The organism is Mycobacterium sp. ABE4_509 (assembly GCF_056160785.1).
The window spans coordinates 1-21512 of sequence record NZ_JBSWXU010000093.1; the positions used below are offsets into that span (position 1 = coordinate 1).

General features: G+C 69.7%; 23 protein-coding genes and 1 tRNA gene. 12 read left to right on the forward strand and 12 right to left on the reverse strand.

Features of this window, described 5'->3' with window-relative positions:
* On the forward strand, positions 1 to 526 hold a 526-nt coding region (locus ACXAID_RS18585), incomplete at its 5' end, for a mammalian cell entry protein (protein WP_475023690.1).
* Positions 526 to 1014, forward strand: coding sequence for a mammalian cell entry protein (locus ACXAID_RS18590; RefSeq protein ID WP_475023691.1), 489 nt, complete (start codon positions 526 to 528; stop codon positions 1012 to 1014). The genes ACXAID_RS18585 and ACXAID_RS18590, both read left to right, overlap by 1 nt.
* On the opposite strand, the gene ACXAID_RS18595 is transcribed toward ACXAID_RS18590, so the two are convergent.
* Both ACXAID_RS18595 and ACXAID_RS18600 read right to left on the reverse strand, forming a co-directional pair.
* On the reverse strand, positions 996 to 2531 hold the full coding sequence (locus ACXAID_RS18595) for an alpha,alpha-trehalose-phosphate synthase (UDP-forming) (RefSeq protein WP_475023692.1): 1536 nt from the start codon (positions 2529 to 2531) through the stop codon (positions 996 to 998). The two genes, ACXAID_RS18590 and ACXAID_RS18595, sit on opposite strands and share 19 nt — an antisense overlap.
* The gene (locus ACXAID_RS18600; RefSeq protein WP_475023693.1) at positions 2531 to 2695 is read right to left on the reverse strand and encodes a hypothetical protein; all 165 of its coding nucleotides are present in this window, start codon (positions 2693 to 2695) and stop codon (positions 2531 to 2533) included. The genes ACXAID_RS18595 and ACXAID_RS18600 overlap by 1 nt, the downstream gene beginning before the upstream one ends.
* 67 nt (positions 2696 to 2762) lie before the next feature.
* On the opposite strand from ACXAID_RS18600, the gene ACXAID_RS18605 reads away from it, so the two are divergent.
* The 3 genes from ACXAID_RS18605 to ACXAID_RS18615 all read left to right on the forward strand — a co-directional run bounded on the left by ACXAID_RS18605 (position 2763) and on the right by ACXAID_RS18615 (position 5731).
* On the forward strand, positions 2763 to 3671 hold the full coding sequence (locus ACXAID_RS18605; RefSeq protein ID WP_475023694.1) for an enoyl-CoA hydratase: 909 nt from the start codon (positions 2763 to 2765) through the stop codon (positions 3669 to 3671).
* 65 nt (positions 3672 to 3736) lie between these two features.
* Positions 3737 to 4579 carry an SDR family oxidoreductase gene (locus ACXAID_RS18610; protein WP_475023695.1) on the forward strand — a complete coding sequence of 281 codons (843 nt, stop codon included), beginning with the start codon at positions 3737 to 3739 and terminating at the stop codon, positions 4577 to 4579.
* Between the two features lie 12 nt (positions 4580 to 4591).
* Entirely contained in the window at positions 4592 to 5731 is a 1140-nt protein-coding gene (locus ACXAID_RS18615) for an MFS transporter (RefSeq protein ID WP_475023696.1), read from the forward strand.
* Here ACXAID_RS18615 and ACXAID_RS18620 read toward each other — a convergent pair.
* The 5 genes from ACXAID_RS18620 to ACXAID_RS18640 all read right to left on the reverse strand — a co-directional run bounded on the left by ACXAID_RS18620 (position 5691) and on the right by ACXAID_RS18640 (position 11357).
* Positions 5691 to 6176: a (2Fe-2S)-binding protein gene (locus ACXAID_RS18620; RefSeq protein WP_475023697.1), complete on the reverse strand. Its 486-nt coding sequence runs from the start codon at positions 6174 to 6176 to the stop codon at positions 5691 to 5693. The two genes, ACXAID_RS18615 and ACXAID_RS18620, sit on opposite strands and share 41 nt — an antisense overlap.
* Positions 6177 to 6178: 2 nt before the next feature.
* Positions 6179 to 7069, reverse strand: a complete 891-nt coding sequence (locus tag ACXAID_RS18625) for an FAD binding domain-containing protein (protein WP_475023698.1) — start codon at positions 7067 to 7069, stop codon at positions 6179 to 6181.
* Positions 7066 to 7770 carry an SRPBCC family protein gene (locus ACXAID_RS18630; RefSeq protein WP_475023700.1) on the reverse strand — a complete coding sequence of 235 codons (705 nt, stop codon included), beginning with the start codon at positions 7768 to 7770 and terminating at the stop codon, positions 7066 to 7068. The genes ACXAID_RS18625 and ACXAID_RS18630 overlap by 4 nt, the downstream gene beginning before the upstream one ends.
* Before the next feature lie 18 nt (positions 7771 to 7788).
* The gene (locus tag ACXAID_RS18635) at positions 7789 to 10149 is read right to left on the reverse strand and encodes a xanthine dehydrogenase family protein molybdopterin-binding subunit (protein WP_475023701.1); all 2361 of its coding nucleotides are present in this window, start codon (positions 10147 to 10149) and stop codon (positions 7789 to 7791) included.
* An 86-nt stretch (positions 10150 to 10235) separates the two neighbouring features.
* Positions 10236 to 11357, reverse strand: coding sequence for an XdhC family protein (locus ACXAID_RS18640; protein ID WP_475023702.1), 1122 nt, complete (start codon positions 11355 to 11357; stop codon positions 10236 to 10238).
* Between the two features lie 64 nt (positions 11358 to 11421).
* Here ACXAID_RS18640 and ACXAID_RS18645 point away from each other — a divergent pair, with 64 nt between their 5' ends.
* Positions 11422 to 12063, forward strand: a complete 642-nt coding sequence (locus ACXAID_RS18645; protein WP_475023713.1) for a M15 family metallopeptidase — start codon at positions 11422 to 11424, stop codon at positions 12061 to 12063.
* Between the two features lie 16 nt (positions 12064 to 12079).
* The gene (locus ACXAID_RS18650; protein ID WP_475023703.1) at positions 12080 to 12949 is read left to right on the forward strand and encodes a DKNYY domain-containing protein; all 870 of its coding nucleotides are present in this window, start codon (positions 12080 to 12082) and stop codon (positions 12947 to 12949) included.
* A gap of 36 nt (positions 12950 to 12985) precedes the next feature.
* Here the strand turns inward: ACXAID_RS18650 and ACXAID_RS18655 are convergent, their stop codons facing one another.
* On the reverse strand, positions 12986 to 14782 hold the full coding sequence (locus ACXAID_RS18655) for an FAD-binding oxidoreductase (protein ID WP_475023704.1): 1797 nt from the start codon (positions 14780 to 14782) through the stop codon (positions 12986 to 12988).
* Between the two features lie 98 nt (positions 14783 to 14880).
* On the opposite strand from ACXAID_RS18655, the gene ACXAID_RS18660 reads away from it, so the two are divergent.
* Positions 14881 to 15258 (forward strand): YidH family protein, encoded by a 378-nt coding sequence (locus ACXAID_RS18660; protein ID WP_475023705.1) that lies wholly within the window; start codon positions 14881 to 14883, stop codon positions 15256 to 15258.
* 23 nt (positions 15259 to 15281) lie between these two features.
* Here ACXAID_RS18660 and ACXAID_RS18665 read toward each other — a convergent pair.
* Both ACXAID_RS18665 and ACXAID_RS18670 read right to left on the reverse strand, forming a co-directional pair.
* Positions 15282 to 15356, reverse strand: a tRNA-Thr gene (locus tag ACXAID_RS18665).
* A 22-nt stretch (positions 15357 to 15378) separates the two neighbouring features.
* Positions 15379 to 16116 carry a hypothetical protein gene (locus ACXAID_RS18670; protein ID WP_475023706.1) on the reverse strand — a complete coding sequence of 246 codons (738 nt, stop codon included), beginning with the start codon at positions 16114 to 16116 and terminating at the stop codon, positions 15379 to 15381.
* 95 nt (positions 16117 to 16211) lie between these two features.
* On the opposite strand from ACXAID_RS18670, the gene ACXAID_RS18675 reads away from it, so the two are divergent.
* Positions 16212 to 16928: a response regulator transcription factor gene (locus ACXAID_RS18675; protein WP_475023707.1), complete on the forward strand. Its 717-nt coding sequence runs from the start codon at positions 16212 to 16214 to the stop codon at positions 16926 to 16928.
* A 20-nt stretch (positions 16929 to 16948) separates the two neighbouring features.
* Positions 16949 to 18397 (forward strand): sensor histidine kinase, encoded by a 1449-nt coding sequence (locus tag ACXAID_RS18680; protein WP_475023708.1) that lies wholly within the window; start codon positions 16949 to 16951, stop codon positions 18395 to 18397.
* Here the strand turns inward: ACXAID_RS18680 and ACXAID_RS18685 are convergent.
* Positions 18369 to 18773, reverse strand: a complete 405-nt coding sequence (locus tag ACXAID_RS18685) for an HIT family protein (RefSeq protein ID WP_475023709.1) — start codon at positions 18771 to 18773, stop codon at positions 18369 to 18371. The two genes, ACXAID_RS18680 and ACXAID_RS18685, sit on opposite strands and share 29 nt — an antisense overlap.
* A gap of 82 nt (positions 18774 to 18855) precedes the next feature.
* Between ACXAID_RS18685 and ACXAID_RS18690 the strand changes: the two genes are divergently transcribed.
* Positions 18856 to 19053 carry a hypothetical protein gene (locus ACXAID_RS18690; protein WP_475023710.1) on the forward strand — a complete coding sequence of 66 codons (198 nt, stop codon included), beginning with the start codon at positions 18856 to 18858 and terminating at the stop codon, positions 19051 to 19053.
* A 61-nt stretch (positions 19054 to 19114) separates the two neighbouring features.
* Positions 19115 to 20761, forward strand: coding sequence for a long-chain-fatty-acid--CoA ligase (locus tag ACXAID_RS18695; protein WP_475023711.1), 1647 nt, complete (start codon positions 19115 to 19117; stop codon positions 20759 to 20761).
* On the opposite strand, the gene ACXAID_RS18700 is transcribed toward ACXAID_RS18695, so the two are convergent.
* A partial coding sequence (locus tag ACXAID_RS18700; RefSeq protein WP_475023712.1) for an SDR family NAD(P)-dependent oxidoreductase occupies positions 20754 to 21512 on the reverse strand: 759 nt, incomplete at its 5' end. The genes ACXAID_RS18695 and ACXAID_RS18700 overlap by 8 nt on opposite strands.

Genomic DNA, 21512 nt, shown 5'->3' on the forward strand with positions numbered 1-21512 from the left:
GCGCCGGGCCGCCAACCGCGGGCTCGTCGCGCTGGTCTCGGTGCTGTCCCTGGCGGTGGTGGCCGCGGTGCTGGCGGGCGGCGTGGCGGTGCTGGCGTCCTGGCAGCGCCAGATTCAGGCCGAGCAGGACCGCGACCAGCGGTTCGTCGACACGGCCTCGCAGTTGGTGGTCAACATGTTCAGCTACACCCAGGACAACATCGACGACAGCGTGGACCGGTTCGTGGACAGCACCAGCGGGCCGCTGCGCGACATGCTCAGTCAGGACAACAACGTCGAGAACCTCAAGGCCATCTTCCGGGACACCAACGCCAGCTCGGAGGCGGTGATCAACGGCGCCGCGCTCGAGGACGTCGACGAGGTGTCGCAGAACGCGTCGGTGCTGGTGGCGGTGCGGGTCACCGTCACCGACATCGACGGCACCAACAAGCCCTCGCAGCCCTATCGGCTGCGGGTGATCGTCCACGAGGACGACGCCGGCCACATGACCGGCTACGACGTGAAGTACCCGGACGGCGGAAACTGATGCGGCGGGTGCGGCTGTGGACGGCACTGGTGGTGGTGCTGGCCGCGGGGGTGGTGGCCCTCTCGGCGGCCGGAGGCAGCCTGTACTGGAACCGGATCCAGCTCGCCGGCGAACAGCAGGCCCGCAGCGAGTTGGCGCCGCTGGCGGCCGAGCAGATCCCGCGGGTGTTCGGCTACGACTACCAGACGGTGGAGCGCAGCCTGCTCGACGTCTATCCGCTGCTGACCCCGAGCTACCGCCAGGAGTTCGAGGAACGGGCCACCGCCGACATCATCCCGCAGGCCCGGGAGCGTCAGCTGGTCAGCCAGGCCAACGTGGTGGGTGCCGGTGTGCTCGACGCCCGGCGGGACTCCGGATCGGTGATGGTGTACATGAACCGCACCGTGACCGACAAGTCGCGCCAGCCCGTCTACGACGGCAGCCGGCTGCGGGTGGACTACCAGAAGATCGACGGCGACTGGCTGATCAACTACATCACCCCGATCTGACCCGACCCGCGGTCGTTGTCGGCGTGACGGTCCGTGGTGGCCAGCGCATCCAGGAACGAGCGTGCCCACCGGTCCACATCGTGGGCCAGCACCTGACGGCGCAGCGCCCGCATCCGGCGCTTGCCGTCCTCGGGGGTCTGGTTCAGCGCCGCCTCTATCGCATCCTTGACTCCGTCGATGTGATGCGGGTTGGCCAGGTAGGCCTGGCGCAGTTCGGCAGACGCACCGGTGAACTCGCTGAGCACCAGCGCCCCGCCCAGATCGCTGCGGCACGCGACGTACTCCTTGGCCACCAGGTTCATCCCGTCGCGCAGCGGCGTGACCAGCATGACGTCGGCCGCCACGAAGAACGCCAACAGATCGTCGCGGGGCACCGACCGGTGCACGTAGTGCACGGCCGGATGGCCGACCTCGCCGAATTCACCGTTGATGTGGCCGACCTGCCGTTCGATGTCCTCCCGCATGACCTTGTAGCTTTCGACCCGCTCGCGGCTCGGGGTGGCCAACTGCACCAGCACGGTGTCCTTGCTGTCGATCCGCCCCTCGGCGAGCAGCTCGGAGAAGGCGTGCAGCCGCACGTCGATGCCCTTGGTGTAGTCCAACCGGTCCACCCCGAGCAGGATCTTGCGGGGATTGCCCAGCTCCTGGCGGATCTCGCGGGCCCGCTGGCGGATCGTCTTGCTGCGGGCCTTCTGGTCCAGGTCGGCGGAGTCGATGGAGATCGGAAAGGCGCCGACCTTGACCGTGCGGAACCCGACCTGCACCTCACCGAACCGCGACCGGACACCCACGGTGGCACGCGAGGTGTTCGCGCCCACCAGTCGGCGGGCCAGGATCATGAAGTTCTGCGCCCCGCCGGGCAGGTGGAACCCGACCAGATCGGCGCCCAGCAGCCCCTCGGTGATCTCGGTACGCCACGGCATCTGCATGAACAGCTCGACCGGCGGGAACGGAATGTGCAGGAAGAACCCGATGGTCAGGTCGGGGCGTAGCATCCGCAGCATCTTGGGCACCAGCTGCAGCTGGTAGTCCTGGATCCAGACGGTGGCGCCCTCGGCCGCGGTGCGCGCGGTGGCCTCGGCGAAGCGCCGGTTCACCTCGACGTAGCGGTCCCACCATTTCCGGTGGTAGATCGGTTTGACGATGACGTCGTGGTACAGCGGCCACAGGGTGCCGTTGGAGAAGCCCTCGTAGTACTGCGCGACGTCGTCGGCCGACAGCCGGACCCGCACCAGCGACATCTCGTCCAGCACGATCGGCTCTTCGCTGGCATTCGGATCGCCGGGCTCCTGGGGTACGCCGGGCCAGCCGATCCATGCGCCGCGGCGCTTGCGCAGCAGCGGCTCCAGCGCGGTGACCAGCCCACCCGGGCTGCGCTTCCACTCCACGGTGCCGTCCGGCTGGGTGATCATGTCGATCGGCAGCCGGTTGGCCACGACGACGAAGTCCGCCGTGCCGGTGGACGGGGGTGTGGATGCCGTGCCGGAGCGCTCCTGTGGACCGCTCTGGGCGGTCATCAGGCGTCGAGCTTCGCCGGTCCGATACCCAGCATGGACAAGAAGGTGCGGCACTCCTCGGCGTCGGTGGCGTAGGCGGCCACCACACGCCGAGCCTGGCGCTCGGTGCTGTCGGCGATGGGCTCGACGTCGCCGATGTCGGCGGGATCAGATTTCGCAGGCATGCCACAACTGTAGCCAATTGGCAGGTGAGTGCTGGTGGGTCAGTCGACTGGACGTAATGTGCTTGGCATGTGCGCTGCTGCGGCGAACCCCGAACAAGTGACCTACGAAACTCTCGACCGGGGTCGCATCGCGCGTATCTGGCTCAACCGCCCGGACGCCCAGAATGCGCAGTCGCGGACCCTGCTGGTGCAGCTCGACGAGGCGTTCGGCCGGGCCGAGGCCGACGACGAGGTCCGTGTGGTCATCCTGGCGGCACGGGGCAAGAACTTCTCCGCCGGCCACGACCTGGGGTCGGAGGCGGCGCTGGCCGAACGTGAGCCGGGGCCCGGCCAGCATCCGACGTTCCAGATCAACGGCGCGACCAGGGCGGCCGTCGCCGAGCGCACCTACCTGCAGGAGTGGCACTACTTCTTCGCCAACACCAGCCGGTGGCGGGATTTGCGCAAGATCACCATCGCCCAGGTCCAGGGCAACGCGATCTCGGCGGCGCTGATGCTGATCTGGGCGTGTGACCTGATCGTGGCCGCCGACGACGCGAAATTCAGCGACGTCGTCGCGGTGCGGATGGGCATGCCCGGCGTCGAGTACTACGCCCACCCGTGGGAGTTCGGTCCCCGCAAGGCCAAGGAACTGCTGCTGACCGGTGATTCCATCGACGCCGACGAAGCGCACCGGCTGGGCATGGTGTCGAAGGTGTTCCCCCGCGCCGAGCTCGAGGACAAGACCCTGGAATTCGCCCGCCGGATCGCCGAGCGGCCCACGATGGCGGCGCTGCTGGTCAAGGATTCGGTGAATGCGGCCAGCGACGCGATGGGCTTCACCGAGGCGCTGCGGCACGCGTTCCACATCCATGAGCTCGGACACGCCCACTGGGCGGCCCACAACGAGAACCGGTATCCGATCGGGTTGCCGCCCGACGTCCCGGACTGGCGGACACTGGGCGCGCCGAAGTTGGCCCGCCGCGACGAACCGTGACGTATAACGGGAACCTGTTCTAGTTAGCCTCACTTCCATTTCGCTGACGTTGGAGGGATACCCCCATGCTGTTGTCGTTGACGGATCGCACGTTTCTGATCACCGGGGGTGGCAGCGGGATCGGTAAGGGGGTGGCCGCCGCCGTGGTGGCCTCGGGCGGCAACGTGGTGCTGGCCGGGCGCAACGCCGACAAGCTGGCCGCCGCCGCAGACGAGATCAAGGCGGCCGCGGGCGCGGGCGCCGGGCAGGTGATCTACGAGCCGGCCGACGTCACCAACGAGGATGAGGCGACGAGGCTGGTGGAGGCGGCCACCGCGTGGCACGGCCGCCTCGACGGGGTGGTGCACAGCGCCGGCGGCTCGGAGACCATCGGGCCGCTCACCCAGATCGACTCGGCCGCCTGGCGCAACACCGTCGACCTGAACGTCAACGGCACCATGTACGTACTCAAGCACGCCGCCCGGGAGATGGTCCGCGGCGGCGGCGGCTCCTTCATCGGGATCTCGTCGATCGCGTCGAGCAACACCCACCGCTGGTTCGGCGCCTACGGCCCCAGCAAGGCGGCGCTGGACCACCTGATGATGGTCGCCGCCGACGAGCTGGGCCCGTCGTCGGTGCGTGTCAACGGCATCCGGCCCGGGCTGACCCGTACCGACATGGTGGCGCCCATCATGGAGACCCCGGCGGTCAGCGAGGACTACCGGGACTGCACGCCGCTGCCCCGGGTCGGCGAGGTCGAGGACGTGGCCAACCTGGCGGTGTTCCTGCTCAGCGACGCAGCCAGCTTCATCACCGGTCAGATCATCAACGTCGACGGCGGCCACGGGCTGCGTCGCGGCCCGGACCTGTCCGGGATGCTGGAGCCGCTGTTCGGGGCCGAGGGGCTGCGCGGGGTCGTGTCGACCTAGCATCACCATGTCATGACTCTTTCCCCGGGCGGTCGCATCGGTCTTGCCGGAGCGGCGGTCGTCGGGGTCGCCTTCGGGATGGCCCGCTACGCCTACGGGCTGACGCTGCCCGACATCCGGGCCGAGCTGGGCCTGTCCGAGCTGGTGCTCGGCCTGATCGCCAGTGCCACGTTCGCCGGCTACCTGGGCGGCCTGTTGCTCGCGGGCCCGTTGGCCGCACGCCTGGGCTCGCGTGCCCCGACGACGGTCGGAGGGGCCTGCGGCGCGCTGGGCGCGGGGATCGTCACGGTCGCGCAGTCGCCCTGGCTGCTGGCCGTGGGAGCGGTGCTGGCCGGGGGCGCCGGCGGCTGGGTCTGGGCGCCCTACTCCGACATCGTCACCCGGACGGTGCCGCTACGCCAGCAGCCGAGGGCGCTGGCCATCATCACGACCGGCACCAGCGGTGGGCTCGTCGCGCTGGGCGCGCTGGCGATCCTGGCGGTGCTGGGCTCGTGGCGCCTGGTCTGGGTGGGCATCGCGGTGGCCGCGGTGGCCGCCGCCGTGGTGAACCTGCGCCTGGTGCCGCGAACCGAGCCGGCCGCACCCCCGGACGGGCACGGTGTCCGGGCGTTGGCCGGTGCGCTGCGCATCCCGGCCGGGTACTCGGTGGTGTACTTCGCGGCCATCGTCATCTACTTCACCTACGCAGCCGACGCGGTCGCCGGTAGCTCCCTGCCGGCGGCGGCCGTGCCCGCGCTGTACGTCGGGATCGGCCTCACCGGGGTGGTGGGGGTGTGGACGGGGGCGGCATCCCGGCGGCTGGGCAGCCCCAGGGTCGCGGCGCTGTGTCTGGTGACGGTGGCCGCCGCGTTGGCGCTGCTGGGGTCGGCCAGCGAATCACCGGTCGCGACGGCGATCTCGGCGTGCATCTTCGGCGTGGGGTACATGACCGGTTCGGCCGTGCTGGCGGTGTGGACCGCCGAGCTGGTGCCCGACCGTGCCGGGGCGGCGTTCACCGCCTGCCTGGTCGTGGGTGCCGTCAGCTCGGTCGCAGCGCCGGCCGTCGCCGGTGCGGTGATCCCCGTCCTGGGGCTTGCGGCGCTGCTCGTCGTCACCGCCGCGGTGTCGCTGCTCAGCGGGTTGGTGCTGATGGCGTACGGGCGGCCTGCTTGACCGCGTTGACGATGCCCTGGTAGCCGGTGCACCGGCAGAAGTTCCCGGACAGACCCTCGCGGATCTCCTCGTCGGTGGGGCTGGGGTTGTCCCGCAGCAGCGCGGTGATGCTGGTGACGAATCCCGGTGTGCAGAAACCGCATTGCAGTCCGTGGCAGTCGCGCATGGCGGCCTGCACCGGGGACAGTTCGCCGGACTCGTCGGCGATGCCCTCGACCGTGGTGACCTCCTGGCCCTGCGCCTGCACCGCGAAGATCAGGCAGGCCCGCACGGCCTGGCCGTCCAGCAGCACGGTGCATGCACCGCAGGCGCCGTGTTCGCAGCCCAGGTGGGTGCCTGTCAGACCGCACTTCTCCCGCAGATAGTCGGCCAGCGTCAGCCGCGGCTCCACCACGTGGCGGACCTGCTGGCCGTTCACGGTGATCTCGACCGGTGTCTCGTGCATCGTCACGCCACCCTCTCGCTCGCCGCCGCGAGCGCTGCCGAGAGCGCCCGGGCCACCATCGTGGAACCGACCCGGGCCCGGTAGGTCGAGGAGCCCTGCAGGTCGGCGGGAATGTCGTCGATTCCGGAGATGACGATCTGGCCGACCTCCCGGAGGCTGTCCTCGTCGAGTTCGCTCACCGTGCGGCCCAGCACCGCATCTTCTCCGGCGGTACCCCGCAGCGGCGTCGAGCCCAGGCCCAGCAGGCCGATCCCGCACCGCGACACCCGGTCCCGGCCGTCGAGTTCGACCGCGACCGTCGCGCCGGCGATCGCGAAATCGCCGTGCCGGCGGGCGAACTCCTGCACCGCGAACCCGCACCGGCCGCTCCACACCGGGAAGCGCACCGCGGTGAGGATCTCATCGGGGCTCAGCGAGGTCTCCCACAATCCGGTGAACAGCTCGCCGGCCGGGATGTCGCGGCGGCCGCGGGACGACAGCGCCTCGATCTGCGCGTCGAGCGCCAGCGCCACCGCGGCGTACTCGGCTGCCGGATCGGCGTGGGCGATGGCCCCGCCCAGCGTCCCCCGGGTGCGAATCTGGAAGTGGCCGATGTGCGGGGTCGCCAGGGTCAACAACGGGACCGAGTCGGCGACCTCGTCGTCCAGCCCGACCAGCGCATGCGAAGTCGTCGCGCCCACCCGCACCATGCCGTCGTCGAGGTCGATGCCGCACAGCTCGTCGACCCGGGAGATGTCGATCAGGTTCTCGAAGTGGGTCAGCCGCATCGCGAGCATCGGAACGAGGCTCTGGCCGCCGGCCAGGATCTTGGCGTCCTCGCCGAGCTCGGCCAGGATGTCGGCCGCCTCCTTGGCCGACTCCGGCCGGTGGTAGGCGAACGGGGCGGCCTTCATGAGGTGAGCCGCGACAGCGCGGCCAACAGGTCGTCGAGCGCCGGCGGGGTGTGGGAGGGCCGGCGGCGGCGCCGCCCGATCAGGAAGCCGGCCGCCAACCCCCCGGCGACGGCGGCCAGGACGGGCCCGTAGCGGCGGGCCATCGGCACCGCCACCACCTTGAACAGGTCGACGGAGTCGTTGGATGCCGATGCCTCGGCCGCGGTGGCCTGCCCGGCGGTGGCGGCCGTGGTCGCCGGTGCCGGCTGGCCGGTGCTCCCGCCGATCAGGTCGGCCTCCAGCCGGGCGGCGAACTGCGCGATCAGGTTTCCGGCCACGTCGGCCAGCACGCCGCGGCCGAACTGGGCGGCCTTGCCCGAGATCGTCAGGTCGGTGGTGATCACCACGCCGGTGACGTCGCCCTCGTCCTTGAGCTGCGCGGTGACCAGCGCGGTGGCGTTTCCGCTGCCTCTGGTCTCCTTGCCGGCGGCGCGGATGACCACCCGCTGGGCCGCCTCGTCCTTCTCGGTGAACGTGGCCTCGCCCTGGTAGGACACCGTGATGGGGCCGACTTTGACCTTGACGGCACCGGTGAAGTCGTCACCGTCGACCGAGAGCAGCTGCGCGCCGGGGATGCACGGCGCGACCCGCTGTACGTCGGTCAGCACCGTCCACGCGGTCGCCGCGGGAACCGGCACGCGAAACTCGTTGACTAGCTCCATGATCGCTCCACTCCAGCTCTAATTCTTGGCTTGCTCGATGGCCTCGATGATCGCTGCCGGGGTGGCCGGCAACCGGGTGATCGTCACGCCCAGCGGAGCCAGGGCGTCGTTGATCGCGTTGATCACCGCCGGCGTCGAGCCGATCGCTCCGCCCTCGCCGCAGCCCTTGTACCCGCCGACACCCGGACCGGGGATCTCCACATGGCCGTATTCGATCGCCGGCACCTCGGTCGCGGTGGGAAGCAGGTAGTCGACGAAGGTCGACGACAGCGGGTTGCCGTCGTCGTCGTAGGACATCTGCTCCAGCAGCGCCCCGCCGATACCCTGCGCGGTGCCGCCGGCGATCTGACCCTCGACCACGTTCGGGTTGATCATCGGGCCGACGTCCTCGCTGACGATGTAGCGGGTCAACGTCACCAGCCCGGTGTCGACGTCGACCTCGCAGGTACAGGCATGCGTGGCGTTGGCCCAGTGGATCGGGGCGGTGGGCGGTGCGGTGAACCGCGCGGTCGCCTCCAGCGAGGCCGAGATCCCCGGCGGCACCTGCTGCGGCTCGTAGTACGCCCGGTAGGCGATGTCGGCGAAGCTGACCGATTTCGAGGGATCTTGGCGCACAACCGCTTTAGACCCGGAAAGCTCGATATCGGAGGCCTCGGCGTTCAGCTGCGCGGCGGCCATCGCCACGATCTGGTCGCGCAGCACCGCACCCGCCTCGCTGACCGCTCCGGCGGTCATCGGGCCGCTGCGGCTGCCCTGGGTGCCCGCCCCGTAGGGCGTCACCGCGGTGTCGCCCTGGATGGTGGCGACGTCGTCGATGTCGGCGCCGAGCACGTCGGCGGTCAGCTGCACCACGGTGGTCTCGATGCTGTTGCCGGTGGAGCCGCCGTTGACGTAGACGTTGATCTTGCCCGTCGACTCCATCCGGATGGTGGCACCCTCGGAGGCCAGATGCCCGGTCGCGGCGCCGGTCGGCTCGATGTAGGCCGAATAGCCCAGGCCCAGGTATCTGCCTTCGGCCAGCGCATCGGCCTGTATCTTGCGGAAGCCCTCGTGGTCGAGGATCTTCACCGCCTGCTCGAGGGTGTCCGCGGGAGCGACGTGGTCATAGGGCATGCCGTTGGGATTGAAATACGGCATCTCGTCTCCGCGCAGGATGTTGCGCCGGCGCAACTCGAGCGGGTCGATGCCGATCTTGCGCGCGCCGATGTCGAGAAGTATTTCGCGGGTGAGGGTTTCGTACTGCCACGGCCCCCGGTAGGCGGCCAGCCCGGCAGTGTTGGAGAACACCGTCTGGTAGTTGAAGCTGGCCTTGGGCACCCGGTAGGGCCCGGGGAAGAACATTCCGATCGCCGCGGTGGTCAGCACCGGGTAGGGCGTGGGGTAGGCGCCGACGTCCTGGATGAAATCGATGTCGGCCGCCAGGATGGTGCCCTCGTCGTCGAAGGCCATCCGCACGTTGCCGTCGACGTGGCGGGCCTGCCCGGCGGCCATCAGATTCTCCCGCCGGTCCTCGATCCACTTGACCGGGGCGCCGACCTTGCGGGCGGCCAGCAGCACGCACATGTCCTCGCGCATCGGGACGACCTTCTGGCCGAACCCGCCCCCGGTGTCGCGCATGATCACCCGGACATGCTGGGCCGGGATGTCGAGCAGCCGGGCGGCGAACGCGCGCAGTTCGTGCGGGGTCTGGGTGGACGCCCAGATCGTCAGATCCCCCGAGGTGGCCTGCCAGTCGACGACCATGCCGCGTGTCTCGATCGGCACCGGCGCGTGGATCTGCTGGTAGACGTGCGCCGAGGCGACGTGCGCGGCCGCGGAGAACGTCTCCTCGTCCGGCGGCGCGCCGCCCATGCCGCCGGCGACGTTGTCGGGGTATTCGTCGTGCACGACGGGAACACCGGCGTCCGCACCCCCGACCGCGCGGGTGAAATCGGCGATCGCGGGAAGCGGTTCGTAGTCGATGTCGATGTGTTCGACGGCGTCCTCGGCCAGATATCGGCTCTCGGCGATGACCAGCGCGATGGGGTCGCCGACGAACTTCACCTCACCCTCGGCGAGCGGCGGGCGGGGCGTGTCCGGGATGTCCTTGCCGGCGACGGCGTGCCAGGCCTCGCGGACATCGGGGTTCAGGTCGGCGGCGGTCAGCACGGCGTGGACGCCGGGCAGAGTCAGCGCGGACGAGGCGTCGAACCGGCTGATCTTCGCCCGGGCGAACGGGCTGCGCACGAAGCACGCGTGCAGCATGCCCGGCCGGTTGATGTCGTCGACGAACGAGCCGTGACCAGTGAGAAGGCGGCCGTCTTCGACGCGGGCGACCCGGCGGCCGGCGTAGCGCGCGGTGACGGTGTCGGTGCCGGTATTGACGGCGGTGTCGGTCACTTCGATCACTCCCCTCTGCACTTGGAGAGTGACGTTATCGCATTCGAGAGAGACATTTCCACCATTAATGTCTCACCAGGGTTCGGTCAGGCCTCGTGGTGGATACGCCCGTCTAGGCCGGCCAGCGGCCGGCCGCTGCCGCCCCAGCGCGCCGCGATGATCTCCGCGGCGATCGAGACGGCCGTCTCCTCCGGTGTGCGGGCGCCCAGGTCCAGGCCGATTGGGCTGTGCAGTCGCGACAGATCGGCCTCGGTCAGCCCGTTCTCGCGGAGCCGGCGCAGCCGGTCTTCGTGGGTGCGGCGCGAGCCCATCACGCCGATGTAGCCCACCGCGGGCAGGCGCAGCGCGACCTGCAGCACCGGCACGTCGAACTTCGGATCATGGGTCAGCACGCAGATCGCCGTGCGTTCGTCGACGCTGCCCTGGGCGACCTGGTCGGCCAGGTAGCGGTTCGGCCAGTCGACCACCACGTCCTCGGCGGCGGGGAAGCGCGCGGGGGTGGCGAACACCGGTCGGGCGTCGCACACAGTGACCCGGTACCCGAGCAGGGCGCCCTGGGCGGCCAGTGCGGACGCGAAATCGATGGCGCCGAACACCAGCATCCGGGGTCGGGGTGCATGGCTGGCGACGAACACCTCCATGCCCGCCTCCTGGCGCTGGCCGTCGGGACCGTAGGACAGCACCACCGACTGCCCGGCGGCGAGCAGCCCGCGGGCGTCGTCGGTGACCGCGGCGTCGACGCGGGCGGAGCCCAGTGTTCCCCGGGTCGAGTCGGTTCCGACGATCAGCCGCATCCCGACCCGGTCGGGGTCGGGATGGACGATGACGGTGGCAACCGCGACGGCCCGGTGCGCGGCGATATCGTCGGCGACCGCCTCCAGCTGCGGAAAAGTGTTGCGCGACACCGGTTCGGTGAACACGTCGATGATGCCGCCGCAGGTCAGTCCCACCGCGAAGGCGTCGTCGTCGCTGACACCGTAGCGCTGCAGTTCGGGTCGACCGCTGGCCACGACGTCGTTGGCCAGTTCGTACACCGCGGCCTCGACGCAGCCGCCCGACACCGAACCCGCCACGGTGCCCCCGGGTGACACGACCATCGCGGCACCCGGCGGGCGGGGCGCCGAGCGCATGGTGCGCACCACGGTCGCCAGGCCCGCCGTGCCGCCGGCACGCCACACCGCCAGCAGGTCGTCGAGTACGTCGCGCACCAGCGCAGTGTATGCCTACGCTGCAACCATGAGAGTCGGGCGACGGATCGTTGCGGTGTGCGGCATGGTGATTGGCGGCTTGCTGACCAGCGCCGTGCCCGGGGGAGGCGGGCAGGTGTCGGCCTCGCCCGTGCCGCCGGTGTCCGATGCGGCCCGTGCCGTCGGCTTCGTCGACGTGCGCAGCGTGGTTCCCGACGCGGTGATCGATCTGCGGTACGCGACGACCGAGAACTTCGTCGGCGCAGCGCTCTACCCGGCAACCGCACGCTGCCTGGTCCACGAGTCACTGGCGCCGGGCCTGCGCACGGCGGCCGACCTGCTGCGCCGGGGCGGCGAGCGGTTGGTGTTCTGGGACTGTTACCGGCCGCATTCGGTGCAGGTGGCGATGTTCAACGTGGTCTCGGACCCGACATGGGTCGCCAGGCCGGGTTCCTACTCCAAGAGTCACGAATCGGGCCGCTCGGTGGACGTCACGCTCGCCGGGGCCTACGGCTTGGTGGACATGGGCACCGGGTTCGACGACTTCACCGCACGCAGCCATGTCGACGCCGTCGCCGGGGTCAGTGCCGCGGCGCAGGCCAACCGGGCACGGTTGCGCGCGGCGATGACCGCCGGCGGCTTCGCGCCGTATTCGGCGGAGTGGTGGCACTTCGACGGCCCCGGGGCCGCGGTGCAACGCCCGATCATCGACGTTCCGCTGGGATAGGTGATTCGATGGTGCAGTGCGCACATTCATCGCCGCGGCCCTGCTGTTGGTCGCAGCGCTGTCGGGGGGATGCGGCACGGCCGGAGCGCCGGATTCGCTGGTCGACGATGCCGGGTACCACGTCCGTGGCAGCGCCGTCTACTACTTGAATCCATTTCCCGGTAAGGCTTTTGAGGTCGACGGGGCCGATGCGGCCACCTTCGAGATCATCGACCGGATCTACGCCCGCGACAGCGGCCAGGTCTACATCAACGGCCACGCCCTGCCGGGGGCTCAAGCCGGGTCGTTCGAATTGTTGGATCGGCCCGGCTACTCCAAGGACAGTCGGCGGGTCTATCAGCACGACCAGCCGATCAGCACGGACCCGGGGCGTTTCGAACTGCTCGACGGCGGTCTGTCCCGGGACGGCAGCCGGGTGTACGCGGCCGACGGCACGGTCCTGTCCAACGATCCGCAGGAATTCGAGATCGTCTCCGATCGCGGCGACTATCTGTTCGCCAAGGACAGCGGATCCGTCTACGTCAACGGCAAGCCGATCCGCGGGGCGGCCCCGGAGACCTTCGAGGTGCTCTCGGGCGGGTACTCCCGCGACGCCGAGCATGTGTTCTACTCCGACGACCGGATCGACGGCGGCGACGCCGCCGCTCTGCGGGTTGTCGAAGGACCGTATGCCGTTGACTCCCAACGGGTCTACTGGATGGGTCAGGCCGTCGACGGTGCCGACCCGGGTTCTTTCGAGGTGCTCAACGCCAACTTCGAATGCTCGGCCGACGCCACCGGCGCCTACTACCGGGACATGGTGATCCCGGGTGCCGACCCGGCGCAGTTCCCGGCCGGCCGGGCGGTCACCGGCTGTTCGGCGCAGTCCATCTCGTTCGGCGACTGAGCGACTCTGCACACATCGTCGATGCCGCGGGGGCGTTCACTCGCTGCCGACACCGTGATGGACACGGAATAGATTGTCCGGGTCGACCCGCTGCTTGACGGTCAGCAGCCGCTCGTAGTTGGTGCCCCAGAACGCCTGCTGCCAGTCGGGTTCGAAGTAGTCGGCCTCGTTGGAGTAGGTGCCCGCGCCCGGGGTGGCGGCACGGATGATCCCGATCGCGGTGTCAGCCGCCCGGGCCGCCCGGCGCCCCGCCTCGAGGTCGGGTTCGTGGCCGGCGATGCCCGGGAAGGCGGCCTCCTGCTGGGCGCCGATGGTGGCGAATGCGGCCGCGTCCAGGACCGCGGGGTTGATGCTGGTCTGCCGCTCCCTGGCCAGCACCTCCTCGGAGGCGCCTGCCAGGCCCTTGTTGACGTGCAATGTCACCCGGCCGAGCCGGGACGCCTCGTAGAGCGTGTCGACCAGGGCGCCGGGGGTGTCGACGAACATGCCCAGCGGGATCCACCGGGACAGGTAGCTGAAGATGAACTGCGCCACCTCGCCCTGGTTGCTCGTCCACCAGAACTGCCCGGGCGGCTGGTCTGGGCGTGGGTCGACGGTGACGAGCCCGGGGTCGGCCTGCTCCCAGTAGTCGGCGTTCCACAACACCTGGAACGGATGGCTCTGGAATTCGAGGTCGACGGTGGCGATCCCGTCCGACTCCAACGCCGAGGTGAACGGCTCGAACACCGCCTCGGCGCGCTCCGGGGGCAGGTCGAGCCACACCATCGAGAAGGTGAGCGAATTGTCCGGCCTGATCGCGATCTGTTCCCCCCACGACCCGTCGATCAGCGCTTCGCCGAAGAACCGGACGAACCGGTCGAGCAGCTCCCGGAAGGCGTCGTCGTCGGCGGCGGTGATGGTGCCGCCCAACGCGCCGACGATCCGCGGTATCGGGTGGGCGAGGTAGGTGATGCGGCTGACGATGCCGAACGTGCCGCCACCGCCGCCGCGCAGCGCCCAGAACAGATCCGGGTCCTGGAACTCGTTGACCACGCGGACCTGCCCGTCGGCGGTGACGACCTCCATCTCGAGGACACCGCCGGCGCCGCTGCCGAACCGCTTCGAGAAGTTGCCGAACCCACCCCCGAGGGTGAAGCCGCCACAGGCGCCCACCGAGGTGCAGCCGCCGCCCTGCACGTAGAGCTCGGCGTCGGTGGCAGCCTGGTAGACCTCGAGCCATCGGGCGCCCGCGGCGGCGCTGACCGCCGGCGAGGGCGGGCTGCCGGCCGGCGCCCCCGCGGGGCGGAAGTCCCGGTGCACGGTGACCTCGCGCATGTTGTGGGTCCACACCAGCAGCGAGTCCGCGGCGTTCGACCGGCCGAGGTAGTCGTGGCCGGTGCCCTTCACCGCCAGACGGATCTGGTTCTCGCGCGCGAAATCGACCGCCGCGGCGATGTCGCCGGCGTCGCGGGCGGCCACCGCATAGGGGCTGACCTGGTTGGTCCACGCGTCCAGCCAGCCGTTGGTCTGGGTGGCGCCGGGCTGTTCCTCGATCCAGAACGGGTTGGTCATGTTCGACAACGCCGTCGAACACGCGTTGCCCGCCGCATCGGCCCGGCACGGCTGCAGCGGCGATTCCACGCTGATGAGCCGATCGCCGACCTTGTCGCGCAGAGCCGCCCAACGGCTCTCGTCGGGCATGCCGCCGTTGGGATCAGGGCCGGTGGGTGACGTGCCGGCGCCGCCGCCGTCCGACGGTGAACAGGCCGCGAGCACGGCCAGAGCGGACACCGCCGAGGTGGCGGTCAGGAAGTTCCGGCGGGAGAACAGGGAGTCGATGTGGTCGCCAGCCATACTGGGTGGACCGTAGCGCAGACGGGGCTGGCGGTTGACGGAAGTGCCGAAACTGTGCAGCCTTCGTCAGGATCCCACGGTGCAGGAGGCCCACGTCGATGACGGAGACGACCCGGGACATGTCGACCCGCCTTGCGGTCGAGCGCACCCGGCTGGCCCACGAACGCACCCTGATGGCCTGGATCCGGACCAGCACCTCGCTGATCGCCTTCGGGTTCACCATCTTCAAGTTCTTCGAGTACCTGTCCTCGGCAGAGGAACTGAACCGGAAGGTCCTCAGCCCGTGGCTGGTCGGGATGCTGATGATCTTGCTGGGGATCATCGCGCTGGCGGTGGCCAGCGGGCAGCACTTCAGCGAGATGAAGGCGCTTCGCGCCGAGGCGGGCCCGCTGCCGAGGTCGCTGGCCGGATTCATGGCCGTCCTGATGACGGTGCTGGGCCTCGTCGCGCTGCTCGTGGTGGCACTGCGGATCTGAGCCCCGGCACACGCGACGGAAGGTGGAGCCCCCTGTCAGGATTGAACTGACGACCTACGCTTTACAAGAGCGTTGCTCTACCACTGAGCTAAGGAGGCCTGGCCGGTCAAGCCTATCGGGTCAGTCCTCGACGTCGATAATCCGCTGCGTGGTCACCGGCCGCGACGTCGGACGGCTGCGCGGGCGCCGGCCGGGCAGCGGGATGCGATCGGCGATGTTGCTCAACGGGTTGACCACCTGGCTGAGCACGATCACCGCTTCGCGCAGCGCCTCGATCGTCGGCTCCAGCGCCTCGAGCCCCGGAGCCAGCCGGTTCAAGGTGTCGGCGACATCGGCGAGTTGCTCGAGCGGCCCGTTGCGCGCGGTGAGCTTGTCGATCAGCCCGTCCTCGGCGAGCAGCCGGTCGGCCAGCCCGTCCTCGGCCAGCAGCCGCTCCACCAGGCCCTCCTCATCGAGCAGCTGATCCACCAGCCCGTCCGGTTCGATGGCCCGCATCAACCCGCCGTCCTCCTGGGTGAGCCGGTCGAGCACGCCGCCCGGCGCGGTCAACCGATCCACCACGCCACCGGGCTTGAGCAGCCGGTCCAGCGCACCGTCGGCGGCCAGCGCGCGCCCGAGTGGCTGGTCCTCGTCCATCAGGCGGGCCAGCCGGTTCGCCCGCTCGACCGCCTCCTCGATACCCAGCACCTGCGCCATCGACGTCGGGCGGGCCCCGCGAACGCCGTCTGTGTCCTCACCGAGCGTGCGATGTGCCATCTCCAGCGCGCCGGTGGCCACCGTGATGCCGGCGTCGGCCACGGCCAGACCGGCCTTGACGGGGGCGAACGCGAGGCCGGTCAGGGATTTGCCGAGGTTCATTCGCCCAGTCTATGAATTGCGCAAGGGGATATTCACAGGAAGTGCACAGCTAGCGTCCAGCGTATTTCCATCGGTTCCGACGATCATTGACAGCTATGGCCATGCCCGTACCGGAGAGTGTTCCCGAGGCCCGCGTGCTCGTGGTCGACGACGAAACCAACATCGTCGAGTTGTTGTCGGTGAGCCTGAAGTTCCAGGGCTTCGAGGTGTACACCGCATCCAGCGGGCCCACCGCGCTGGACCGGGCACGTGAGGTGCGTCCGGACGCGATCATCCTCGACGTGATGATGCCGGGCATGGACGGATTCGGGCTGCTGCGGCGGCTGCGTGCCGACGGTATCGACGCGCCGGCGCTGTTCCTGACCGCGCGCGACTCGCTGCAGGACAAGATCGCCGGGCTGACGCTCGGCGGCGACGACTACGTGACCAAGCCCTTCAGCCTCGAAGAGGTCGTGGCCCGGCTGCGGGTCATCCTGCGCCGCTCCGGCCGGACCGTCGCCGAGCCCCGCACCTCCCGGCTCACCTTCGCCGACATCGAGATCGACGAGGACACCCACGAGGTGTGGAAGGCCGGTGAACCGGTGTCGTTGTCGCCCACCGAATTCACCCTGTTGCGCTACTTCATCATCAACGCGGGCACGGTGCTGTCGAAGCCCAAGATCCTCGACCACGTGTGGCGCTACGACTTCGGCGGTGACGTCAACGTCGTCGAGTCCTACGTCTCCTACCTGCGCCGCAAGATCGACACCGGCGACAAGCGGCTGCTGCACACGCTGCGCGGCGTCGGCTACGTGCTGCGCGAACCCAGGTAGCCACGCTGGACAATGGTGGCGTGACAGCTCGGGTCAGGCGCGGCATCCCGCTTCGGGTCGGACTTGTCGCGGCCACCCTGGTGCTGGTCGCGCTGGGCCTGCTGGCCTCCGGCATCGCGGTGACCACCCTGCTGCAGCACAGCCTGATGAACCGGGTCGACGACACGCTGCTCGACGCGTCACGGGGCTGGGCGCAGGTGCCGCGCCGGCTGCCGACCACCCCGGTCGAGCCGAACCCGGCGCGCCCTCCGTCGGACTTCTACGTGCGCGGCATGGATCCCGACGGCCACATCTGGATGGCCGTCAACGACCGGCACACCGAACCGGCTCTGCCCGCCGACAACGACGTCGGGCCCGTGCCGGTGACCGTGGGCTCGATCGACGGCTCCGATACCCAGTGGCGGGCGATGACGGTGCGCGGTCTGAGCGGTGAGCTCACCACCGTGGCTATCGACCTGTCGAACGTGAACTCCACCGTCACCGCGCTGATCTACGCCCAGATCGGCATCGGCGCCGCGGTGCTGATCGTGCTGGGGGTCGCCGGATACGCCGTCGTGCACCGCAGCCTGCGCCCGCTGGTCCAGGTCGAGCAGACCGCGGCGGCCATCGCCGCCGGTCAACTCGACCGCCGGGTGCCCGAACGCGATCCGCGCACCGAGGTGGGGCGGCTGTCGCTGGCGCTGAACGGCATGCTGGCCCAGATCCAGCGAGCGATGGCCTCCTCGGAGCAGTCCGCGGCCCAGGCGCGCAGCTCCGAGGATCGGATGCGCCGCTTCATCACCGACGCGAGCCATGAGCTGCGGACCCCGCTGACCACGATCCGGGGTTTCGCCGAGCTCTACCGGCAGGGCGCCGCCCGAGACGTCGAGATGCTGATGGGCCGCATCGAAAGCGAATCGCGCCGGATGGGCCTGCTGGTCGAGGATCTGCTGCTGCTGGCCCGCCTCGATGCCCAGCGCCCGCTGGAGCGGCACCCGGTGGATCTGCTGACGCTGGCCACCGACGCGGTCCACGACGCCCAGTCCATCGCGCCGCGACGGCGTATCCGCCTGGAGGTGTTCGACGGTCCAGGGACCCCGGAGGTGCTCGGCGACGACGCCCGACTGCGGCAGGTGTTGGGCAATCTGATGGGCAACGCGCTACAGCACACCCCCGAGACGGCCGGAGTGACGGTGCGGGTCGGTACCGAAGGCGCCGAAGCGGTGATCGAAGTGTGCGACGAGGGGCCGGGGATGTCGGCCGACGACGCGCAACGGGTGTTCGAGCGGTTCTACCGGGCCGACTCGTCACGCACCCGGGCCAGCGGCGGCACCGGGCTGGGGCTGTCCATCGTCGACTCGCTGGTCTACGCGCACGGTGGCCGGGTCGCGGTGTCCACCGCGCCCGGTCAGGGGTGCCGGTTCCGGGTCGGACTGCCCCGCATCGCCGACGCGGCGGTGCTCAGCCCAGCTCAGCCAGCGCAGCCTTGATCCTGGCCTGCGCCTCGTCCAGCGACTCCGCTGACGGGTTGCGCTCGACGTTGGCGAAGCCGAAGTCCGCCAGGTCCCGTGCCGGGAACACGTGCACGTGCAGGTGCGGCACCTCCAGACCGGCGATGATCACCCCGGCACGCTCGGCGTCGAAGGCCTTGCACACCGCCTTGCCGATCAGCTGGGACACCTCCATGACGCGGCTGAACGCCGCGGGGTCGACGTTCTGCCACTGGTCGATCTCGGCACGCGGCACCACCAGCGTGTGGCCCTGGGTCATCGGCTCGATGGTCAGGAACGCCACCGCGTCGTCGTCGGAATAGACGAATCGACCGGGAATCTCGCCGTTGATGATCTTGGTGAAGATGCTCGCCATGCTCCGAGCATTCCAGGCGCACCTTCGGCACGAAAGTGTGGCCCCGGGCCATCCCGGTCGGCTCCGGCTACGAATGCCTCACATGGATAGCAACAATCTGAGCCAGCTGCTGCTGGCCTCCCCGTTGGGTGTCGTTCCGGCGATCGTCATGGTGGTGCTCACGGCACTGACGATGCGTTCGGTGATCAAGCGTGAGCAGGCGATCATCCCGCCCCGCCGTCCCGCCTCGGCGGTCCAGGCGGCCTACCGGAGCCGCTGGCGCAGTCGCCCGTCAGCCTGACCGGCGGGAGAAAAGCGGCGAAGCGGGCGGACATCCCGCCCGTCCTGGATAGCCTGTCCGGATGCTTGGACTGATGCAGGACCGCCCGCTGTTGATCTCGTCGCTGATCGAGCACGCGGCGTGGTTCCATCCCGATGCCGAGATCGTCTCGCGGCTACCCGAAGGTCCGGTCCGGCGGACCACCTGGAGCCAGGTCTGCGACCAGTCCAAACAGGTCGCCAACGCGCTGGCGGGGCTCGGCATCGAAGCCGGCGATCGCGTCGCCACGCTGGCCTGGAACAGTGACCGCCACCTGGCGCTGTACTACGGCGTCTCCGGCTGCGGTGCGGTCATGCACACCGTCAACCCGCGGTTGTTCTCCGAGCAGATCGCCTACATCATCAACCACGCCGAGGACCGGGTGTTGTTCTTCGACGTCACCTTCGCCGGGATGGTGGGGGAGCTCGCGGCCGAACTGCACACCGTCGAGCACTACGTCGTCATGACCGACCGCGCCCATATGCCCGAGATCCCCGGCATCCCCGCCTACCGGCTGCTGTGCTGGGAGGAACTGATCTCCGCGCAGTCCACCCACTACGTCTGGCCGGAGTTCGACGAGAACAGCGCGTCGTCGTTGTGCTACACGTCGGGCACCACCGGAAACCCGAAAGGCGTTCTCTACTCACACCGTTCGACGGTGCTGCATGCGATGCTGTCGCTGTCGCGCGACACCTTCGACATCCACAGCGGTGCGACGCTGCTGCTGGTGGTGCCGATGTTCCACGCCAACGCCTGGGGGACGCCCTACTCGGCGGCGATGGTCGGCGCCAAGCTGGTGCTGCCCGGGCCGCATCTGGACGGTGAAAGCGTCTACCGGCTGATGAAGGACGAACACGTCACCACCATGCAGGGCGTGCCCACGGTGTGGCTGCTGCTGTTCGGATACCTCGACGAGCACCCCGAGATCGATGCCTCCGAGCTCGACCTCGAGTGGGCCGGCATCGGCGGATCGGCGTTGCCGAAGTCGATGCTGGAGCGGATCGAAGGCGACCTGGGTGCCGAAGGCGGGCAGGGCTGGGGGATGACCGAGACCAGCCCGATCTGCGTGGTGAGCCGGCTGCTGCCCAAGCACCGTTCGCTCGGCGTCGCCGAGCAGCAGCAGATCAAACTCAAGCAGGGCCGCGGCGTCTACGGTGTCGAACTCAAGATCGTCGACGAGAACGGCGACCGGCTGCCCTGGGACGGGAAGGCTTTCGGTGAGGTGTGGGTGCGCGGGCCGTGGATCGCCAGCGGCTACTACAAGGGCGAGGGTGGCGACAAGCTCGACGCCGAAGGTTTCTTCCCCACCGGCGACATCGCCACCATCGACCCCGACGGATATCTGCAGCTGGTGGATCGCGCCAAGGACGTCATCAAGTCCGGTGGCGAATGGGTCAGTTCGATCGATCTGGAGAACGCGGCGATGAGTCACCCGGCGGTCGCCGAGGCCGCCGTGATCGCGGTGCCGCACCCGAAGTGGCAGGAGCGCCCGCTGCTGGTCGTGGTCACCCGGGAGGGCCACAGCGTCAGCCGCGACGATCTTCTCGACCACCTCGCCGAACACGTCGTGAAATGGTGGCTGCCCGATGACGTGGTTTTCGTCGACGAACTGCCGCACACCGCGACCGGCAAGGTGCTCAAGAAGACGCTGCGCGAGCAGTACCGGGACCGTCCGCTGCCCACTAGCTGAGCTTGGCCACGCCCGCCGAGATCTCCTCGATGGTCCACGGCGGTGTGTCGTGGTGGTCGCGGTAGGCCACGATCGACGGAGTCTGGCGGTCGAAGCGTCCCACGAATCCGCCTGCGGCGATGAAGATCTGGCCGGTCACCTGCCGAGCCAGGTCGCTGACCAGATAGCCGTATGTGGGCGCGGCGTAGTCCGGCGGGGCCGCGTCCAGCGCACCCTGATAGCTCACGTCGTCGAGCAGGCCGCGGCGGTTGAGTGCCCCGATGTGGGCTTCGTAGTCGGGCCCCTGCGACAGCCGGGTCCTGGCACCGGGGCACACCGCGTTGGCGCGCACCCCGTGCTCGGCGAGCTCGGCGGCGATCGCCAGCGTGAGGGAGTTCACCGCCCCCTTGCCGGCGGGATACCCGGTGCCGCCGTAGTCGCCGAGGAAGGCGAACGAGCTGGTGTTGACGATGGCGCCGCCGCCCTGGGCCACCATCCGCGGCGCGGCCGCCCGGCACGTTTCGAACGTGGTGCCGAGGTGCGCGTCGAGCAGGTCCCGGAACTGCGCGCTGGTGACGGTGAGGATCGAGGAACCCGGCGGCTCGGCCGTGCCGGCGCAGTTGATCAGGATGTCGATCCGGCCGAACTCCACCACGCAACGTTCGATCAGCGCATCGGCGACCGCCGGGTCGGCCGGCGATCCGGCATGCGCGAGCGCCCCGGCGATGCCGCCGGCGGCTTCGGCGCAGACCGCCTCGTCGCGGCCGTTGAC